The 15257-nt window shown below is 61.6% G+C and carries 14 protein-coding genes and 1 pseudogene; 12 read left to right on the forward strand and 3 right to left on the reverse strand.

The annotated features are described in order from the left end of the window. Window positions 1-274: 274 nt before the first annotated feature. Window positions 275-1240 (forward strand): IS481 family transposase, encoded by a 966-nt coding sequence (locus AC3WJD_RS20535; protein ID WP_492748619.1) that lies wholly within the window; start codon window positions 275-277, stop codon window positions 1238-1240. 37 nt (window positions 1241-1277) lie between these two features. On the opposite strand, the gene AC3WJD_RS20540 is transcribed toward AC3WJD_RS20535, so the two are convergent. Both AC3WJD_RS20540 and AC3WJD_RS20545 read right to left on the reverse strand, forming a co-directional pair. Continuing rightward, entirely contained in the window at window positions 1278-1607 is a 330-nt protein-coding gene (locus tag AC3WJD_RS20540) for a hypothetical protein (RefSeq protein WP_492748620.1), read from the reverse strand. Window positions 1608-2125: 518 nt separating this feature from the next. Continuing rightward, window positions 2126-3526: an aminotransferase-like domain-containing protein gene (locus AC3WJD_RS20545; protein ID WP_492748621.1), complete on the reverse strand. Its 1401-nt coding sequence runs from the start codon at window positions 3524-3526 to the stop codon at window positions 2126-2128. Window positions 3527-3633: 107 nt separating this feature from the next. Here AC3WJD_RS20545 and hemA point away from each other — a divergent pair, with 107 nt between their 5' ends. The 10 genes and pseudogenes from hemA (at window position 3634) to AC3WJD_RS20595 (ending at window position 13750) form a co-directional block, all read left to right on the forward strand. Beyond that, complete coding sequence (gene hemA / locus AC3WJD_RS20550; RefSeq protein WP_492748622.1) at window positions 3634-4857, forward strand: 5-aminolevulinate synthase; 1224 nt, start codon at window positions 3634-3636, stop codon at window positions 4855-4857. 146 nt (window positions 4858-5003) lie between these two features. Next, window positions 5004-5690: a 2-dehydro-3-deoxy-6-phosphogalactonate aldolase gene (locus tag AC3WJD_RS20555; RefSeq protein ID WP_492748623.1), complete on the forward strand. Its 687-nt coding sequence runs from the start codon at window positions 5004-5006 to the stop codon at window positions 5688-5690. Then, window positions 5687-6685, forward strand: a complete 999-nt coding sequence (locus tag AC3WJD_RS20560; protein ID WP_492748624.1) for a carbon-nitrogen hydrolase family protein — start codon at window positions 5687-5689, stop codon at window positions 6683-6685. The genes AC3WJD_RS20555 and AC3WJD_RS20560 overlap by 4 nt, the downstream gene beginning before the upstream one ends. Next, on the forward strand, window positions 6673-8106 hold the full coding sequence (locus AC3WJD_RS20565; protein WP_492748625.1) for a cytochrome ubiquinol oxidase subunit I: 1434 nt from the start codon (window positions 6673-6675) through the stop codon (window positions 8104-8106). Before AC3WJD_RS20560 ends, AC3WJD_RS20565 begins: the two co-directional genes overlap by 13 nt. Before the next feature lie 4 nt (window positions 8107-8110). After that, on the forward strand, window positions 8111-9118 hold the full coding sequence (gene cydB / locus AC3WJD_RS20570) for a cytochrome d ubiquinol oxidase subunit II (RefSeq protein WP_492748626.1): 1008 nt from the start codon (window positions 8111-8113) through the stop codon (window positions 9116-9118). Further along, entirely contained in the window at window positions 9118-9258 is a 141-nt protein-coding gene (locus tag AC3WJD_RS20575) for a DUF2474 family protein (protein ID WP_492748627.1), read from the forward strand. Before cydB ends, AC3WJD_RS20575 begins: the two co-directional genes overlap by 1 nt. A gap of 128 nt (window positions 9259-9386) precedes the next feature. After that, a pseudogene (locus AC3WJD_RS20580) lies at window positions 9387-10559 on the forward strand (IS3 family transposase). 365 nt (window positions 10560-10924) lie between these two features. Beyond that, window positions 10925-11371, forward strand: a complete 447-nt coding sequence (locus tag AC3WJD_RS20585; protein WP_492748628.1) for a hypothetical protein — start codon at window positions 10925-10927, stop codon at window positions 11369-11371. A gap of 196 nt (window positions 11372-11567) precedes the next feature. Then, window positions 11568-12755, forward strand: coding sequence for a type II toxin-antitoxin system HipA family toxin (locus tag AC3WJD_RS20590; RefSeq protein ID WP_492748629.1), 1188 nt, complete (start codon window positions 11568-11570; stop codon window positions 12753-12755). Further along, window positions 12752-13750, forward strand: coding sequence for a helix-turn-helix domain-containing protein (locus tag AC3WJD_RS20595; RefSeq protein WP_492748630.1), 999 nt, complete (start codon window positions 12752-12754; stop codon window positions 13748-13750). Before AC3WJD_RS20590 ends, AC3WJD_RS20595 begins: the two co-directional genes overlap by 4 nt. Before the next feature lie 55 nt (window positions 13751-13805). On the opposite strand, the gene AC3WJD_RS20600 is transcribed toward AC3WJD_RS20595, so the two are convergent. Then, the gene (locus AC3WJD_RS20600; RefSeq protein WP_492748631.1) at window positions 13806-14315 is read right to left on the reverse strand and encodes an Imm26 family immunity protein; all 510 of its coding nucleotides are present in this window, start codon (window positions 14313-14315) and stop codon (window positions 13806-13808) included. A gap of 104 nt (window positions 14316-14419) precedes the next feature. On the opposite strand from AC3WJD_RS20600, the gene AC3WJD_RS20605 reads away from it, so the two are divergent. Continuing rightward, a protein-coding gene (locus AC3WJD_RS20605) for an IS5 family transposase (protein WP_492748632.1) occupies window positions 14420-15186 on the forward strand; the annotation gives its coding sequence in 2 pieces (ribosomal slippage) (window positions 14420-14729 and window positions 14729-15186; 768 coding nt in all). Window positions 15187-15257: the final 71 nt, after the last annotated feature.

Below are 15257 nucleotides of genomic sequence, written 5' to 3' on the forward strand. Positions count from 1 at the left end.
TTTCTAGCTTCCCCAAGGGCTTGGGGAGGCTTGGTGCCGGATGAGGGATTCGAACCCCCGACCTTCGGTTTACAAAATAGACCGAGTGATCGACCGCCTCAACCGACGCCTCCCGAAAGCCGCAGAAATCTGCGGATCCTTTGAAGTTAATTGCCACTGAGGTCAATCGTCAAGCGAAACGATGACACAAATCGTGACACACATCGCACAGTGTTAGGTGTTTAGTCCCGCAGAGTGGTGACACGGGTAATTATCACGCTTGGCGGGAGGGGCTATGGGGCAGGTTTTACACGGCAGCGCCAGAACGACTGAGGCGATCCGTCGAGCGATACAGCGGAGTGAAGAAAGCGTGAGGGCGCTGGCCAAGCGCCATGGCATCAGCCCGACAACGGTTCAGAAGTGGCGCAAACGGGCGACCGTTGCCGACGCCCCGATGGGACCGAAGGCCATTCATTCCACGGTGCTGACGATCGAAGAAGAGGCGATGATTGTGGCGTTTCGCCGCCACACCCTGCTACCGCTCGATGACTGTCTTTATTCGTTGCAGCCCACAATTCCGCACCCGACCCGGTCAGCCCTCCATCGCTGCCTGCAGCGCCATGGCATCAGCCGGCTGCCCGAGATGCAAGACGACAAGACCGAGAAACGGAAGTTCAAGGTCTATCCGATCGGCTATTTTCACATGGATATTGCCGAAGTCCGCACCGAAGAGGGGAAATTGCACCTCTATGTCGCAATCGATCGCACTTCGAAGCTGGCTTGTGCCCAATTGCACGAGAAAGCCGACCGACCGACCGCGGTGTCCTTCCTGGAGGCGTTGATCGAGGCTGTGCCGTACGATCTCCACACGATCCTCACCGACAATGGCATCCAGTTCGCCGACCTGCCGCGCAACCGGGACAGCTGGACCGCCCGCTATCGCGTCCACCGGTTCGATCAGATCTGCCGCGAGCACGGCATCGAGCATCGCTTGACCAAGCCGAACCACCCGTGGACCAACGGACAGGTCGAACGCATGAACCGCACCATCAAGGACGCGACCGTCAAGCGCTATCACTATGATCGCCACGACCAGCTTCGGCAGCATCTCCAGCTGTTCATCGACGCATATAATTATGGCCGGCGGCTCAAGACCCTTCGAGGCCTCACCCCCTATGAATATGTCGCCCGCATCTGGACAGAAGAGCCAAGCCGATTCAAAATCGACCCGTGTCACCACTCTGCGGGACTAAACACCTAACGTGGCCGGTCCGCGTCAATCATTTCTACCACACCGGCTATGAGACGAACTGTCCCTTTAGACACGCTTGAAAAGAAGCCTTGCAAGCGCTCGCTCCATATGTCGGCGAACAAAGCTTGTCGTTGACCCTATTGCAACATTGTCTCAAGGTTTCTGGTGGTTTCAAAGTTTTACACTCATTTCTAAATAGTTCTCCAATTTTTTTTGCTTCTTCTTTGCTTTGGCTACCTTCGGGCTTCGTGCCTCCTGGTCTTGAGCCTTCTGGTTTCGGCGTGCCTTCCTGTGACGCTATAAGCAGCGGCGTGCTGGTCAAAACTAAGCCAGCGAGCGCCAGCCCAAGCACCTTGCGCATCTTCGTAGTCGCCATCACGGGCCTCCTCTCATTTGTAACCTGTCACCGAAGCGAGAAGTAATTGTGCTCATGAGGTTCACATGGATTCGAGAGTTTTGGGCGTATACTGAAATGCGCTGCCGACCTATCGCCGACAACACATCAGATCTCTAATCTGGACATGGTCGCCATATGGCGCGCCATGTTTGAGCATTGTGCCAAGGATTATCCTCGTCAACGCGCGGGAAGCGGTCTACTCGTTGACCAATGCTTCGTGTGCATTGCTTCCGCTGAAACATGTATCACGATCCTGCCACAAGGGACAAGAAAAAGGCTGTAGTGAAACTGCCCAGCATCATCCGGTCAAGCTGGTGCCGGCGGTTCCAGAATTTGTCATGCATGCAATCGGACCCCTCAATCGATATGCCGAACCGCGATCCACTGGCAGACGGGGGGACGACTGCCCGGCCGGCCCAACGGGCGCGGCATGGATGCGCGGTTCGACGGCGGCGCTATGCATATTGCATGCATTCAATGTTAATACATTTACGGCCCTATACGATCATCGATGACAAGGCGGGCGATTGCGCTATGAGGTCGCCCATCGTCTGCAGGCTGGCCGTCAGGCGCTCCCGGTCAGGGGCGGCGCCCAGCCCTAGCCGCACGGCTTCCGGCGGCCGGCTCAGTGCAAAGGCGTCGCTCGGGACCACGCCGACGCCGGCTGATCGAAGTCGCATGGCGAATTCGCCGCGCGTCCAGACTTCGGTGAGCGATAGCCATGCGTGAAACGCGTTCTGCGCGGTCACGAGGCCGCTCGCGCCCAACAGCTCAATCGCGATCCTGCGGCGCGCCTCGGTCTCCTCGCGGATCGCGGCAAGCGCTTCCTCGGCCAGCCCCGTTTCAATCCACCGGGTGGCGATGGCCGTCCCGAGCGGAGACGCCATGGATGTGGTTGCACGGATCGCGCCGGTCAGCCGGCTGGCCGCGCGAGCGTCGGGTGCGACGAGATAGGCGACGCGTAGCGCGGGTGAGAGGCATTTCGAGAGTCCTGCGACGTGATAGACGATGTCGGGTGCCAGTGCTGCCAGCGGGGGCAGCGCGCTTCCAGACAATTTACCATAGGCGTCATCCTCGATGACGATGACGCCATGTTTGCGCGCAACGGCAATGACCGCCTCGCGTCTTTCCAGCGACATCGTTGCCGTGGTCGGGTTGTGGAGCGTCGGCGTGCAATAGAGCAGGCCCGGCTTGTGCTCGCGGCAGGCCCGCTCGAAAGCTTCAGGATCCATCCCTTCTTCATCCATTGCCACCGGGGTGAGCGGGATGGCGAGATGCTCGGCAAGCGATCGAAAACCGGGATAGGTCAGTGCTTCGACCGCCACCGGGCGGCGGTCCTTGCCAAGCACGGTGACCAGAGCCAGCAATGCCCCCTGGGTCCCGGGGCAAACCAGCATCCGGTCGCTCGCGGTTTGTGGCAGGCGACCTTCCAGCCAGGCGGCGCCGGCGAGCCGATCCGCGGTGGTGCCGCCAGCTTCCTGATAGCGCAGGATGAGAGCCATGCCGCCCTCGCTTTCGAGCGCGCCTATGCCTGCCCAGAGGCGTGCGGCGAGGGCTGGGATGTCGAAATGGGGCGGGAGATTCATCGCCATGTCGACAAGGCCCGATGGCACACGCTGCGACTCGCGGCTCGCTCGCCCCGCCCGGACATAGGTGCCTTGCCCTACGCGCCCTTCGACCAGGCCACGCCTGCGCGCCTCGGCATAGGCACGGCTCACGGTGGTGAAATCGATGTCGAGTGCCTCGGCAAGCGAGCGTTGCGGTGGGAGCCTGTCGCCCGCAGCAAGCGCGCCAGTCTGGATGTCGGCCGCAAGTGCGTCGGCAATCGCAAGATATAACGGGCCGGCGCTCTTCTGAATTGCAGGGCGCCATCCATCGGGCGCGCGATCATCCACCATTGCATTTCCCCTCTATCCATATATATGGACATTGTATGTATTGATCGGCCGGCGCAAGTGCGCGGGATCGTCATCCCGTCAGGGATAGCAAAAGCAGGGTCAAAAGCATGGATTATGTTGCGCGGTTTGAAGCGCTGATCGGCGAGATGAAGCTCGACGGGCGCTACCGTACGTTCATTGAGCTGGAGCGGCTCGCTGGCGAGTTCCCGGCGGCGCTTTGGCACCCGCCGGGCGGTACGCCGCGGCGGGTCACGGTGTGGTGTAGCAACGACTATCTCGGCATGGGCCAGGACCCGGAGGTGCTCGCCGCCATGCACGGCGCGCTTGACCGGTTTGGCGCGGGCACCGGCGGCACGCGCAACATCTCGGGAACCAACCGCGGACATATCGAGCTCGAGGTCGAGCTTGCTGATCTTCACGACAAGGAAGCGGCACTCGTCTTCACCTCGGGCTGGATCTCGAATCTCGCCGCGCTGGGTACGCTCGGCCGGATACTTCCGGACTGTGCGATCTTCTCCGACGCGCTCAATCACAATTCGATGATAGAAGGTATGCGCCGGTCGGGTGCCGAGCGCTTCATCTTTCGTCACAACGATGCCGCGCATCTCGAGGAGCTTATGCGTTCGGTGGACCCCGATCGTCCGAAGATCGTGGCGTTCGAGAGCGTCTATTCAATGGACGGCGACGTGGCCCCGATCGCGGCGATCTGCGACGTCGCGGACAAATATGGGGCGATGACCTATCTCGACGAGGTGCATGCAGTTGGGCTTTATGGTCCGCGCGGTGGCGGAATTGCCGAGCGTGAGGGGCTCGCGCACCGCCTCACCGTCATCGAGGGCACGCTGGCCAAGGCGTTTGGCGTGATGGGCGGCTATGTCGCGAGTTCTGCGCTGCTGATCGACGCGATCCGCAGCTGCGCCGACAGCTTCATCTTCACGACATCGATCTGCCCGCACCTCGCGGCCGGCGCGACGGCTGCGATACGGCACCTCAAGGCCAGCGCCGAGGAACGCGCGCGTCAGCAGGCGGGGGTGCGGCGTCTCGTCGAAATGCTGCGCGCTGCCGACATGCCCGTTCCCGATACCGCGAGCCATATCGTCCCGCTCGTCATCGGAGATGCGCATCTCTGCAAGGCAACCAGCGACATGCTGCTCCTTGAGCACGACATCTATGTCCAGCCGATCAACTACCCGACCGTTGCGCGCGGCCAGGAGCGGCTGCGGCTCACGCCCACGCCGTTCCACACCGAAGCTCATATGCGCGCGCTGCTCGATGCACTGATGGACGCCCGCCACCGGCTCGGATGGCACGACAGGCGGCTCGCGGCCTGAACGGTGCCGTCCGGTGGCAACGCAGCATGTGATGGCCGGCCGTCGGCGCGGTGGAACGTAGTGCGCAGCGCTGCAGTACGCGCAAACTTTATCCCCATCGCGGCCGCTTTCAGTCAGCGCCGCCGTTCAGCAAGGAGATCGCACCTGTGAACTTGGACCATGTCCTCGCGAAATTCGGCAATCCGCCGCTCATCGCAATTCTGCGCGGCATCACGCCGGACGAAGCCTTGCCGGTAGCTGAAATCCTGGTCGGGGCGGGGTTTCGCACGATCGAGGTGCCACTCAATTCACCCCGTCCGCTGGAGAGCATTGGCCTGCTGCACCGTGTATTTGGTGACGACGTTCTCATAGGGGCGGGTACGGTGTTAAGGCCGGATGAGGTGGACGCCGTCTGCGAAGTGGGCGGACGGATCATCGTGTCGCCCAACGCTGAGGTGGAGGTGATCCGTCAATCCAGGCGGCGAGGGCTGATTTCGCTACCTGCATTCATGACGCCGAGCGAGGCGTTCCTGGCCATCGAGGCCGGGGCGGATGGCCTGAAGCTGTTCCCTGCGGACACGGCCGGGCCGGCCTTTCTGAAGGCGGTGAAGACGGTACTTCCGCCAGATATGCCCGTGCTCCCCAGCGGCGGTGTCTCGGAGGCGAATTTGCGGGACTGGAAGCTGGCGGGAGCCGCGGGGTTCGGGCTGGGCTCCAACCTCTATGCACCCGGGCGGACGCTCGCTGAAATCGAGAGGCGCGCCACATCACTCATGAGCGCCTGGCAAGCGGAATGTGCCTTGGGCAGTGCGCCCGCGCCTTGTTCCGAAAACACGTCGGGGAGCGCATCGTGATCGCGCCGATCGTCAAGGCCGCCGTTGTCCAGGCGGCACCCGTGCTGTTCGATACCGCAGCCACGATCGGGAAACTTGGCGAGCTCTGCGCGCAAGCCGCATCAGAGGGGGCGTCGCTGGTCGTCTTTCCGGAGGCCTTTGTAGGGGGCTACCCCAAGGGTTGGGATTTCGGCGCACGCCTTGGCACCCGCAGCGCCGAAGGGCGAGAGGATTTCAGACGGTATTTTGAAAGCGCAATCGAGGTTCCCGGGCCCGACGTGATCGCGATCGCGCGGATTGCGCACCAGCACCGCGTCCACCTCGTGACCGGTGTCGTCGAACGCGCCGGGGGGACGCTTTACTGCACCGCGCTTACCTTCGGCCCCAACGGCCAGCTTCTTGGCCGGCATCGCAAGCTCATGCCGACTGCACTGGAAAGGCTGGTATGGGGCCTCGGGGACGGATCGACGCTCGAGGTCGTCGACACGAGTATCGGCCGGATCGGCAGCGTGATCTGCTGGGAAAATTATATGCCGCTCCTGCGTGCCGCCATGTACGCGCAAGGGATCGAATTCTATTGCGCCCCAACGGTGGACGATCGCGACACCTGGCTCCCGACCATGCGGACAATAGCGCTGGAAGGCCGCTGTTTCGTGCTCTCCGCCTGCCAGTATCTCGACCGCAAGGATCACCCGCGAGAAATCCCCGCAACGCAGCACGACGTACCAGCGCTGATCCGCGGCGGATCGTGCATCATCGATCCCATGGGCAATATCCTTGCCGGTCCAGAGTTCGGGAGCGAGGCGATCCTTGTCGCCGAGCTCGATCGGCGCAGCATTGTCCGAGGCAAGTACGACCTCGACGTGGTGGGGCATTACGCCCGTCCGGATATCTTCCAACTGCACGTGGACACCAGGCCGAGATCATCGGTCATCTTCAATGATGCTGGTCATGACGGGCCAGCGCGAGCCGAACCGGAATTCGGCAGGAAAAACGCAGCATCATGTTCGGATTGACCGCATTGGAACTCGCCCGAATACAATTCGGGTTCACCATTTCCTTTCATATCATATTCCCCGCGATCACGATCGGGCTGGCGAGCTACCTGGCGGTGCTGGAGGGGCTATGGTTGTGGAAGAAGGACGCCGTATACCGCGAACTATACCATTACTGGTCGGGCATCTTTGCGGTTAATTTTGCCATGGGCGTCGTCTCGGGCCTGGTGATGGCCTATCAGTTCGGCACCAACTGGAGCTATTTTTCGACCTTTGCCGGAAGCGTGACCGGACCGCTCCTGGCCTATGAGGTGCTTACCGCCTTCTTTCTGGAAGCGGGTTTCCTCGGTGTCATGCTCTTCGGCTGGAGCCGGGTTGGGCCAGGCTTGCATTTCTTCGCAACGCTGATGGTAGCGCTTGGGACCCTGGTCTCGGCAACCTGGATACTAGCCTCCAACAGCTGGATGCAGACACCGCAGGGGTTCGCGATTGTCGACGGCCGCGTGGTGCCGACCGACTGGCTCAAGGTGATCTTCAACCCATCCTTTCCCTATCGCCTGGCGCACATGACGGTGGCCGCTTTTCTGGCGACGGCATTGTTCGTCGGCGCCGGGGGGGGCTGGCATCTGCTCAAGGGCAGGGATACGCCGGCGGTACGCAAGATGCTGTCGATGGCGTTCTGGATGCTGCTTTTCGTGGCGCCCCTTCAGATAGTCGTCGGAGACATGCACGGGCTCAACACTTTGCAGCACCAGCCCGCCAAGATCGCGGCGGTCGAAGGGCATTGGGAGAACAGGCGGGGAGAAAGCGTTCCGCTGATCCTATTCGGCTTGCCCAATATGAAGACGGAGAGCACCGACTATGCCGTCGAGCTGCCACGCCTGGGCAGCCTCATCCTCACACACGATATCAACGGGCAGATACCCGGCCTGAAGGAATTCCCGCCAGAGGACCGGCCCAATTCAACCATCGTGTTCTGGAGCTTTCGGGTCATGGTCGGGCTCGGACTCCTCATGCTGCTGCTCGGCGCCTGGGGACTGGCGGCACGGCGCGGCGGGCGGCTCTACCGGTCGAAGCTTCTGCATCGCTTCGCAGTCGCGATGGGACCGTCAGGCCTCATTGCGATCCTCGCAGGCTGGTTCACGACGGAGATCGGCCGTCAGCCCTGGGTCGTCTACGGGGTGATGCGTACCGAACATGCAGTCTCGAACCATAGCGCGCTTGCTCTCTCGACAACCCTGATTGTCTTCATCGTCATGTATTTCGCGGTTTTCGGAACCGGCATCACCTACATGTTGAAGCTGATCGGGCGCGGGCCGCAGCCAGGCGATCACATCCTTGGTCCAAATCCCCATGAACCGACGCAGAACCTGCGGCCCGCCCGGCCGTTGTCGGCCGCGCCGGACGATGTCGTGCACACGCCCGCCTCCAGCAAGGATTAAGAAAATGGGTATCGATCTTCCCCTGATCTGGGCGATCATCATCGGCTTTGGCCTCATGATGTACGTTATCATGGACGGCTTCGATCTCGGTATCGGCATACTCTTTCCTTTCATCCGCGACCGGTCCGATCGCGACACCATGGTGAACACGGTGGCCCCGGTCTGGGACGGCAACGAAACCTGGCTGGTGCTGGGCGGGGCGGGCCTGCTTGCGGCTTTCCCGCTTGCCTATTCGGTGATCCTGAGCGCGCTCTACCTGCCGCTGGTGCTGATGCTTGGGGGGCTGATCTGGCGCGGCGTTGCGTTCGAGTTCCGGTTCAAGGCTGACGAGGCGCACCGCCCATTCTGGGACAAGGCGTTCGCATGGGGGTCCTATATCGCCACCTTCTTCCAGGGCGTGACGCTTGGCGCCTTCATGGATGGATTTGAAGTGGTGGACGGCGCCTATGCGGGAGGAGGGCTCAACTGGCTGCGGCCCTTCAGCCTCTTCACCGGCCTCGGCCTGCTGGTGGCCTATGCGCTCTTGGGCAGCACATGGTTGATCATGAAGACCGAGGGCGCGTTGCAGCAGCGCATGCTTCGTGTCGCCAGACCTGTAACACTCGCGCTTGTGGTCACGATCGGTATCGTGAGCCTGTGGACGCCGCTTGCGCACCCCGCGATCGCGGGGCGCTGGTTCAGCCTGCCCAATCTGCTGTTTTTCTCGCCCGTGCCTGTGCTGGTGCTGACGGTAACCGCGTTACTGCTCCTGCGGTTGCGGCCCGGCAGCCATGCAAGCCCGTTCCTGCTGGCACTGTGTCTTCTCTTCCTCGGTTATAGCGGCCTGACGATCAGCCTGTGGCCTTACCTGCTTCCGCCCGCGCTCACGATCTGGGACGCTGCAGGTCCGCCCCAGGCGTTGGGCTTCACGCTTGTCGGGGCGCTGTTCATCATTCCCTTCATCCTCGGCTACACTGGCTGGTCCTATTATGTGTTTCGGGGAAAGGTGAAGGCTGGTGAGGGGTATCATTGATGATCTTCCAGCACAGATCGCGCAGCTGTAAAACGCGCCTGGGGTGGCTCGTGCTGATCTGGGCGGCAAGCGTCCTCGCTCTTGGGGCCCTCGCATTGTTGTTCCGACTGCTCATGAGTGCGGCTGGCCTCTCGTATTGACGAGGCGGCAGCCGTTCATGTCTTCGCCCCGATGGGCAGCGCGATCACTTCGAGATGAAGATTGACGTGCCCCCCTGATTTTCCTCCAAGTGCGATTAGAGTCCGGCCCTGACAGAAGGACGGACGAGATGAAGCGTAAGAGGTTTTCGGAAGAGCAGATCATTGGGGTGCTGAAGGAGGCTGAGGCGGGAGCGAAGACCGCTGATCTGGCTCGGCGGCATGGGGTGTCGGAAGCGACGATCTACAACTGGAGGTCGAAGTATGGCGGTCTGGAGGTGTCCGAGGCCCGGCGGCTGAGGGAACTCGAGAGCGAGAACGCCAAGCTCAAGCGGCTGCTGGCCGATGCGATGCTGGATCAGGCTGCACTGAAAGATCTTCTCGCAAAAAAGTGGTGACGCCCGCTGCCAGTCGGGAAGCCGTCGCTCATCTCCAGGCGTGCCACGGGATGAGCGAGCGGCGGGCGTGCCGTGTCATTGATGCCGATCGCAAGAGCGTGCGCTACCGTTCCACGCGGGACGATGATGCCGCACTTCGTGAGAAGCTGCGCGAGTTGGCGAACCAGCGTCGGCGCTTCGGCTATCGCCGTCTGCACATCCTGCTGCGCCGGGAGGGCGTGATGATCAACCGCAAGAAGACCCAGCGGCTCTATCGTGAGGAGGGGCTCGCGGTCAGGCGACGGCGAAGCCGCAGGCGCGCTGTCGGCACAAGGGCTCCTGCTCCGGTTCTGGCTCTGCCGAACCAGCGCTGGAGCTTGGACTTTGTTCACGACCAGATGGCGTCAGGAAGGCGGTTTCCGGGTGCTCAACGTGGTCGATGATGTGACCAGAGAGTGCCTGGCGGCGGTGCCGGACACATCGATCTGCGGGCGAAGGGTGGTGCGCGAGCTGACCGAGTTGATCGCTCAGCGCGGCAAGCCCGGCATGATCGTCAGCGACAATGGCACCGAACTGACCAGCAACGCGGTGCTCGCGTGGTGCGGGGAGATGGGCGTGGAGTGGCATTATATCGCTCCGGGCAGGCCGATGCAGAACGGTTACGTCGAGAGTTTCAACGGCCGCATGCGCGACGAACTGCTGAACGAGACCCTGTTCCTGAGCCTGGCGCATGCCCGGGTCGAGATCGCCGCTTGGGTGGAAGACTATAACCGGGAGAGGCCGCACTCGGCCCTGGGATACCAGACACCGGCGGCGTTCGCCGCCGAACTCGATAAGCAATGGCCTGCTTCGCTAGGCCCTACGGGCTCCGCTACGCAGCCCATTGCTTCAACCGCGCTGATGCGCAAAACAACTGCCCGGCTCTAATACCAGCTGGAGGAAAGCTGGGGGTCACGTCAACGGCGTCTGCAATTGGGTCGTCAGCTGGCCCCAGTTTCGTTGGGCCGATCGTTGGCGGTTGCTGCCGCATTCTCGATGATCTGGACGTGCTTGAAAAGGCGATCAGGCAGCAATCCCAGCGCGTCACGGGCAGGCTGACGCTTAATGCACCGCTCTCATTCAAGGGTCCAAACTCAAACCATCTATAGACAGTCTTGAGATGCATGGCCTTTCTCAAGCGTCGCCGGCGCTGCCCGACCGTTGCGCCCAATGAGAGGCTGACTGTCATTTGGTGCTCCTGCCGCAGCTTTAACTCACTCCCACGATTCCACCCCTGAAACAGGAGTAACATCATGACCAAAAAGACCCTTTACACCGCCCATGTCCACACCGTCGGAGGCCGCGACGGCGCGGCGAAAAGCTCGGACGGCCAGCTCGACGTCCTGCGGCCGGCTGGTCGGCCTGCTTCGAAGGTGCGCTCGCACGGGCTGCCGGTGAAGCCAGCGTCACGCGCCCCGCCGAGACCGTGGTCGACGCCGAGGTCGATCTCAACCTCGACGATGTCGACGGCTTCCCCTCAGCGCAAGGGAGGGCCGCCGCCGATCGAAATCCTGTCGGTCGACGAAGCGGCATGGCGGATCAGCCTCGATGGCCTGGCGATTAGGCGAAGCACGGGCGTACGCCGACAGCTGGCCGGGCGAGGGCCAATGGGTGAAATCGCGCGCACGTCTTATGCCGCCAATGCCGTCTGGGAGGGCGGTCGGCTCGCCCCCTTGCGCGAATGCCGGCTATGGCTTTGAAGATTACCGATCTTGATGGCCGATATGCAGGTGATTTTCGCTTTAAATTGATTTCTAAGAGGATTTTGTGCCTTCTGGCACCTTTTCTTGATATTCGATCGTCGAATTAATTTAAAGGTTGTCATTTGGGATTTTACGAGCAAAATTTAAAATTGATTGAAATCATGCCTCATGATAGCGAGTTTGCAACAGAATTTTGAGTCGGAGACGCGCCATTCCCGATCGGAGCGCCATCATCACCTTCAAAGGTAAGCCGGCCGGCGTGCTCAGCGAACTCGGTAGCGGGAGCCAATTCACCTATGCCGACGGCTGGAACACCGACATCGCCTGCGCCTTGCCCGCAACACGCCGCGATCATGTTCACCGCGACGGGCTGATACCCTACTTCCAGCATCTCGGGCCCGAAGGCTGGCTCCGCGGATTGCAGGCGCGCGCGGGCGGCGCGGCCGACCAGGATGATTTCGGGATCCTGCTGCAATATGGGGCCGACTGCATTGGCGCAGTCGGCGTCCTCCCCGCGGACGGCGTCGCGCCCGTACATGATGTCGACGGAAGCGTTATCGAGGAAGCCGCGGTCACCGCATCGCGTACCGTGTCGGGCGTCCAGCGCAAGCTGCTCGCCTGGCACGACGGCAAGAGCTTCCGCCCGTCGATCGAGGCCAAGGACCCGGCAACGCATATCGCGAAGTTCAATCATAATGACGAGCCGACGCTCGTCCAGAACGAGGCACTAAGCCTGCGCCTCGCGCGCGAGATATTGGGCGAGACCGAGGTGACGCGCGGCGCACCCGCAGTGATCGCGGGCATCGACGGACTCGCCCTGCTCGTTGAGCGCTTCGACCGCGAAGAGGGCGCGCGGCTCCGCCTCGAGGATTTCGCGCAGATCTTGGCCAAGCCGCGCGGCGCGGAGTTCGGCGGTAAATATGATTCGAGCTATGAGGAAGCGGCGAGCGCGATCGCCGATTTCTCATCTCGCGCGCGGATCGACCTCGATCGCTATTTCCGGCTCGTCGTCTTCAATTTCGCGCTCGGCAACGCCGATGCCCATCTCAAGAATTTCTCGCTGCTCGAGCGGCCCGAAGGCCTCCGCCTCAGTCCGGCATACGATCTACTGAACAGCCTCCTCTATCCCTTCAGCCGCGAGACCGCGCTCGCAATCGGCGGCAGGAAGCGCGAGTTCGATACGCTGTCGCGCGGTATCGTCGAAACCTTCGGGCTCGAAATAGGACTACCGAAGGCCGCCGTTGAACTCGCGCTCGCCGACCTCGAGAAGCGTCTCGCCGATCCGAAGATATTACGCTTCACGACACCAGTCGACGAAAGCGATTTCCGCGAGCGCTTCAAAGCGGGCGTCGAGGAGAACAGCCGGAGGATTTTCACATGAGCAGCTGGCCGCTCGATTGGCCGAGTCTCGTCGACGAGGCCGTGCGCCGCCGCAAGGCAGAAGGGCATACGCAAAAGTCGCTCGCCGCGCTGGCGGGAGTGAGCCTGCCGACCGTTAACGCGTTCGAGCAAGGCGACATCAAGCTTCGCCTCGAAAAGGTGTTCAACATTCTCGACGCGCTCGGCCTCGTCATCCTGCCAAGTGCACCGGGGAGCTTTGCGGCCTTCATCCGCGCGGCGCGCCAGCGCTGGGCCGAACTCGTCGTGCCGCTCGGTCCGTCGCACCCTTCACGCCAGCCGCTTGGGCATGTCTCCTACGCTTATGAAATCGGCAGTGGCGAACGCGATGAGACTCTCGGTGAGCTCCGGACCATACTTGCTCGCTTGCCGTCCACCTCGGGCTGGACCCCGTTCTGGGTGCCGACCAAAGGAGGCATTCGCCCGGTCATACGCGATGGACTCATCGAGTGCTGGCTTGGCGATCCGGCAGCCGACCGTCTGTTCCTCGACGCCGCGCACAGCGATTTCTGGCAGGTGACGGGTGATCTCAAGGGTTACCTGCGGCGCGGTTTTCAAGAAGACGGATCGGGCAACCTCGAACCGGGGACGATCCTAGATCTCACGCTTCCTGTCTGGCGGACCGCTGAAATCTTCGTTCATATCCTCAATCTGGCGCAAGCGCTTGAACTCGATCCGGCGACCCCGGTGCTCTTCGAGAGCCGCTACACCGGTCTCGAGGGGCGCCAGCTCATCTCGTGGGCGGCGCCGCTGCGCCAATGGCCGCTTGCAGACGCGCAGCGTAGTCGCACCAGCGCAGCAAAGCTCGCAACGGCCACAAGTGTCGCCGAGCTTCAGAAGGATTTCGCCGACGTGGTCCACCGCACCCTGACGCCGCTCTACGATCTCTTCGACGGTTTCGAAGCAACGCTGCAGTTCGTCGGATCGGAGCTCGACGAATTCCGGCGGTCGGCGATGGACTTCGGACTGAAGCCCTGACACCGCGGGATAGGCGCCGATCTAGGCCGTGAACCCATAAGAGCCCTGTAGCTCGTTAAGTCCGGGTCACACGGCGGCGTGCGTATGCGAGGGTAAGCTCATCGTAGCTGTCGCGCCATTCCCCGATCCCGTTCAGTGCCTCGATGGCCTTTTGAAAAGCGATCGGTGATCGACTGGTTTTGAAATCGAGCAAGTCCAATTCATCGGGCCGTATCGGCCAATGGCGCAGTCCCTCGAAGTCGGTGGTGCGAAGCTCGCCGTTGATGTGCACCTTCCAGTTCGGAAATGGGATGTCTTGAGGCAACGGTTGATCGTGAGCGATCACAACCCAGCGGCCATGGAAGAACAGGCTGTCCATTGTCGTGCCGACAAGCGCGATCTCATCAGCAAGAATTGCCTCTATCGTGGGTCGTTCGGCGTGCATCGTTTTCATAAACGCAGCGTGAAAAACACCTCCCGGCATGGTCACGATGCCATAGCCTAACCGCCCATCTTCACCCGAGAACTCAAAAAGGTCGCCTTGAAGCAGCTTGACCCGCTTCTTCTTCGCGACTGTGCCTACCATTGTGCCAGCCCCTCGATTGAACCTACCGATCGTATAAACCGCAGGAACGAAAATTATCCAGAAAGTAGCTTCCGTGAGCCACGCTGTTGTGATTCAGGACCGGTATGAGCCGATATGATCTGACCGATTTCGAGTGGCGGGTGATTGAGCCACTACTGCCCAACAAGCCCCGAGGCGTGCCGCGCGTCAATGATCGCCGTGTACTGAATGGCATCTTCTGGGTGCTGCGATCGGGCGCGCCATGGCGTGACTTGCCAGACCGCTACGGCCCACGCACTACCTGCTATAACCGCTTCGTGCGATGGCGGAAGGCAGGCGTGTGGGACCGGCTGATGGACGCCATCACCGCCGCGCACGACGGCGACATCCAGATGATCGACAGCACCTCCGTTCGCGCCCATCAGCAGGCCGCGACGGCAAAAAAGGGGGGCCAGATCATTGTCTCGGTCGCAGCCGAGGCGGGCTTACGACCAAGATCCACGTCGTCGTCGACGCGCAGGGGCTCCCGATCCGGCTCGGCCTGACCGCAGGGCAAACGCACGACGGGCAGATCGCGGACACGCTGCTTAATAATCTTGGCCCGCACACGATCGTGCTGGCGGACAAGGCCTATGACGCCGACCGCATCCGCGAGCTGATCCAAGATCAGGGGGCAACGCCAAACATCCCGCCGAAGAGCAACCGCAAGTGGAAACCGTGCTTCAGCAAACGGCTCTACCGTGAGCGCAATCTCATAGAGCGCTTCTTCTCCAAGCTGAAGCATTTCCGCCGCGTTGCCACCCGCTACGACAAGCTCGCAGCCAACTTCCTCGCTATGGTCCAACTCGCGTCAATGCGGCTGTGGCTCAGAGCTTATGAGTCTACGGCCTAGTCATCTGGAACTGAAGTAAGTATCATTGTATATGCCGTTGTTGGATAGGCAGGGGCATTCATGATGGCGGG

The organism is Sphingobium sp. FW306-1B-F04DB, from assembly GCF_058781925.1.

What these genes read in the sequence shown, in the direction of transcription:
- AC3WJD_RS20535 (WP_492748619.1), top strand. Translation starts at nt 275, where the DNA reads ATGGGGCAGGTTTTACACGGCAGCGCCAGAACGACTGAGGCGATCCGT.
- AC3WJD_RS20540 (WP_492748620.1), bottom strand. Translation starts at nt 1,607, where the DNA reads ATGGCGACTACGAAGATGCGCAAGGTGCTTGGGCTGGCGCTCGCTGGC.
- AC3WJD_RS20545 (WP_492748621.1), bottom strand. Translation starts at nt 3,526, where the DNA reads ATGGTGGATGATCGCGCGCCCGATGGATGGCGCCCTGCAATTCAGAAG.
- hemA (WP_492748622.1), top strand. Translation starts at nt 3,634, where the DNA reads ATGGATTATGTTGCGCGGTTTGAAGCGCTGATCGGCGAGATGAAGCTC.
- AC3WJD_RS20565 (WP_492748625.1), top strand. Translation starts at nt 6,673, where the DNA reads ATGTTCGGATTGACCGCATTGGAACTCGCCCGAATACAATTCGGGTTC.
- cydB (WP_492748626.1), top strand. Translation starts at nt 8,111, where the DNA reads ATGGGTATCGATCTTCCCCTGATCTGGGCGATCATCATCGGCTTTGGC.
- AC3WJD_RS20575 (WP_492748627.1), top strand. Translation starts at nt 9,118, where the DNA reads ATGATCTTCCAGCACAGATCGCGCAGCTGTAAAACGCGCCTGGGGTGG.
- AC3WJD_RS20585 (WP_492748628.1), top strand. Translation starts at nt 10,925, where the DNA reads ATGACCAAAAAGACCCTTTACACCGCCCATGTCCACACCGTCGGAGGC.
- AC3WJD_RS20595 (WP_492748630.1), top strand. Translation starts at nt 12,752, where the DNA reads ATGAGCAGCTGGCCGCTCGATTGGCCGAGTCTCGTCGACGAGGCCGTG.
- AC3WJD_RS20600 (WP_492748631.1), bottom strand. Translation starts at nt 14,315, where the DNA reads ATGGTAGGCACAGTCGCGAAGAAGAAGCGGGTCAAGCTGCTTCAAGGC.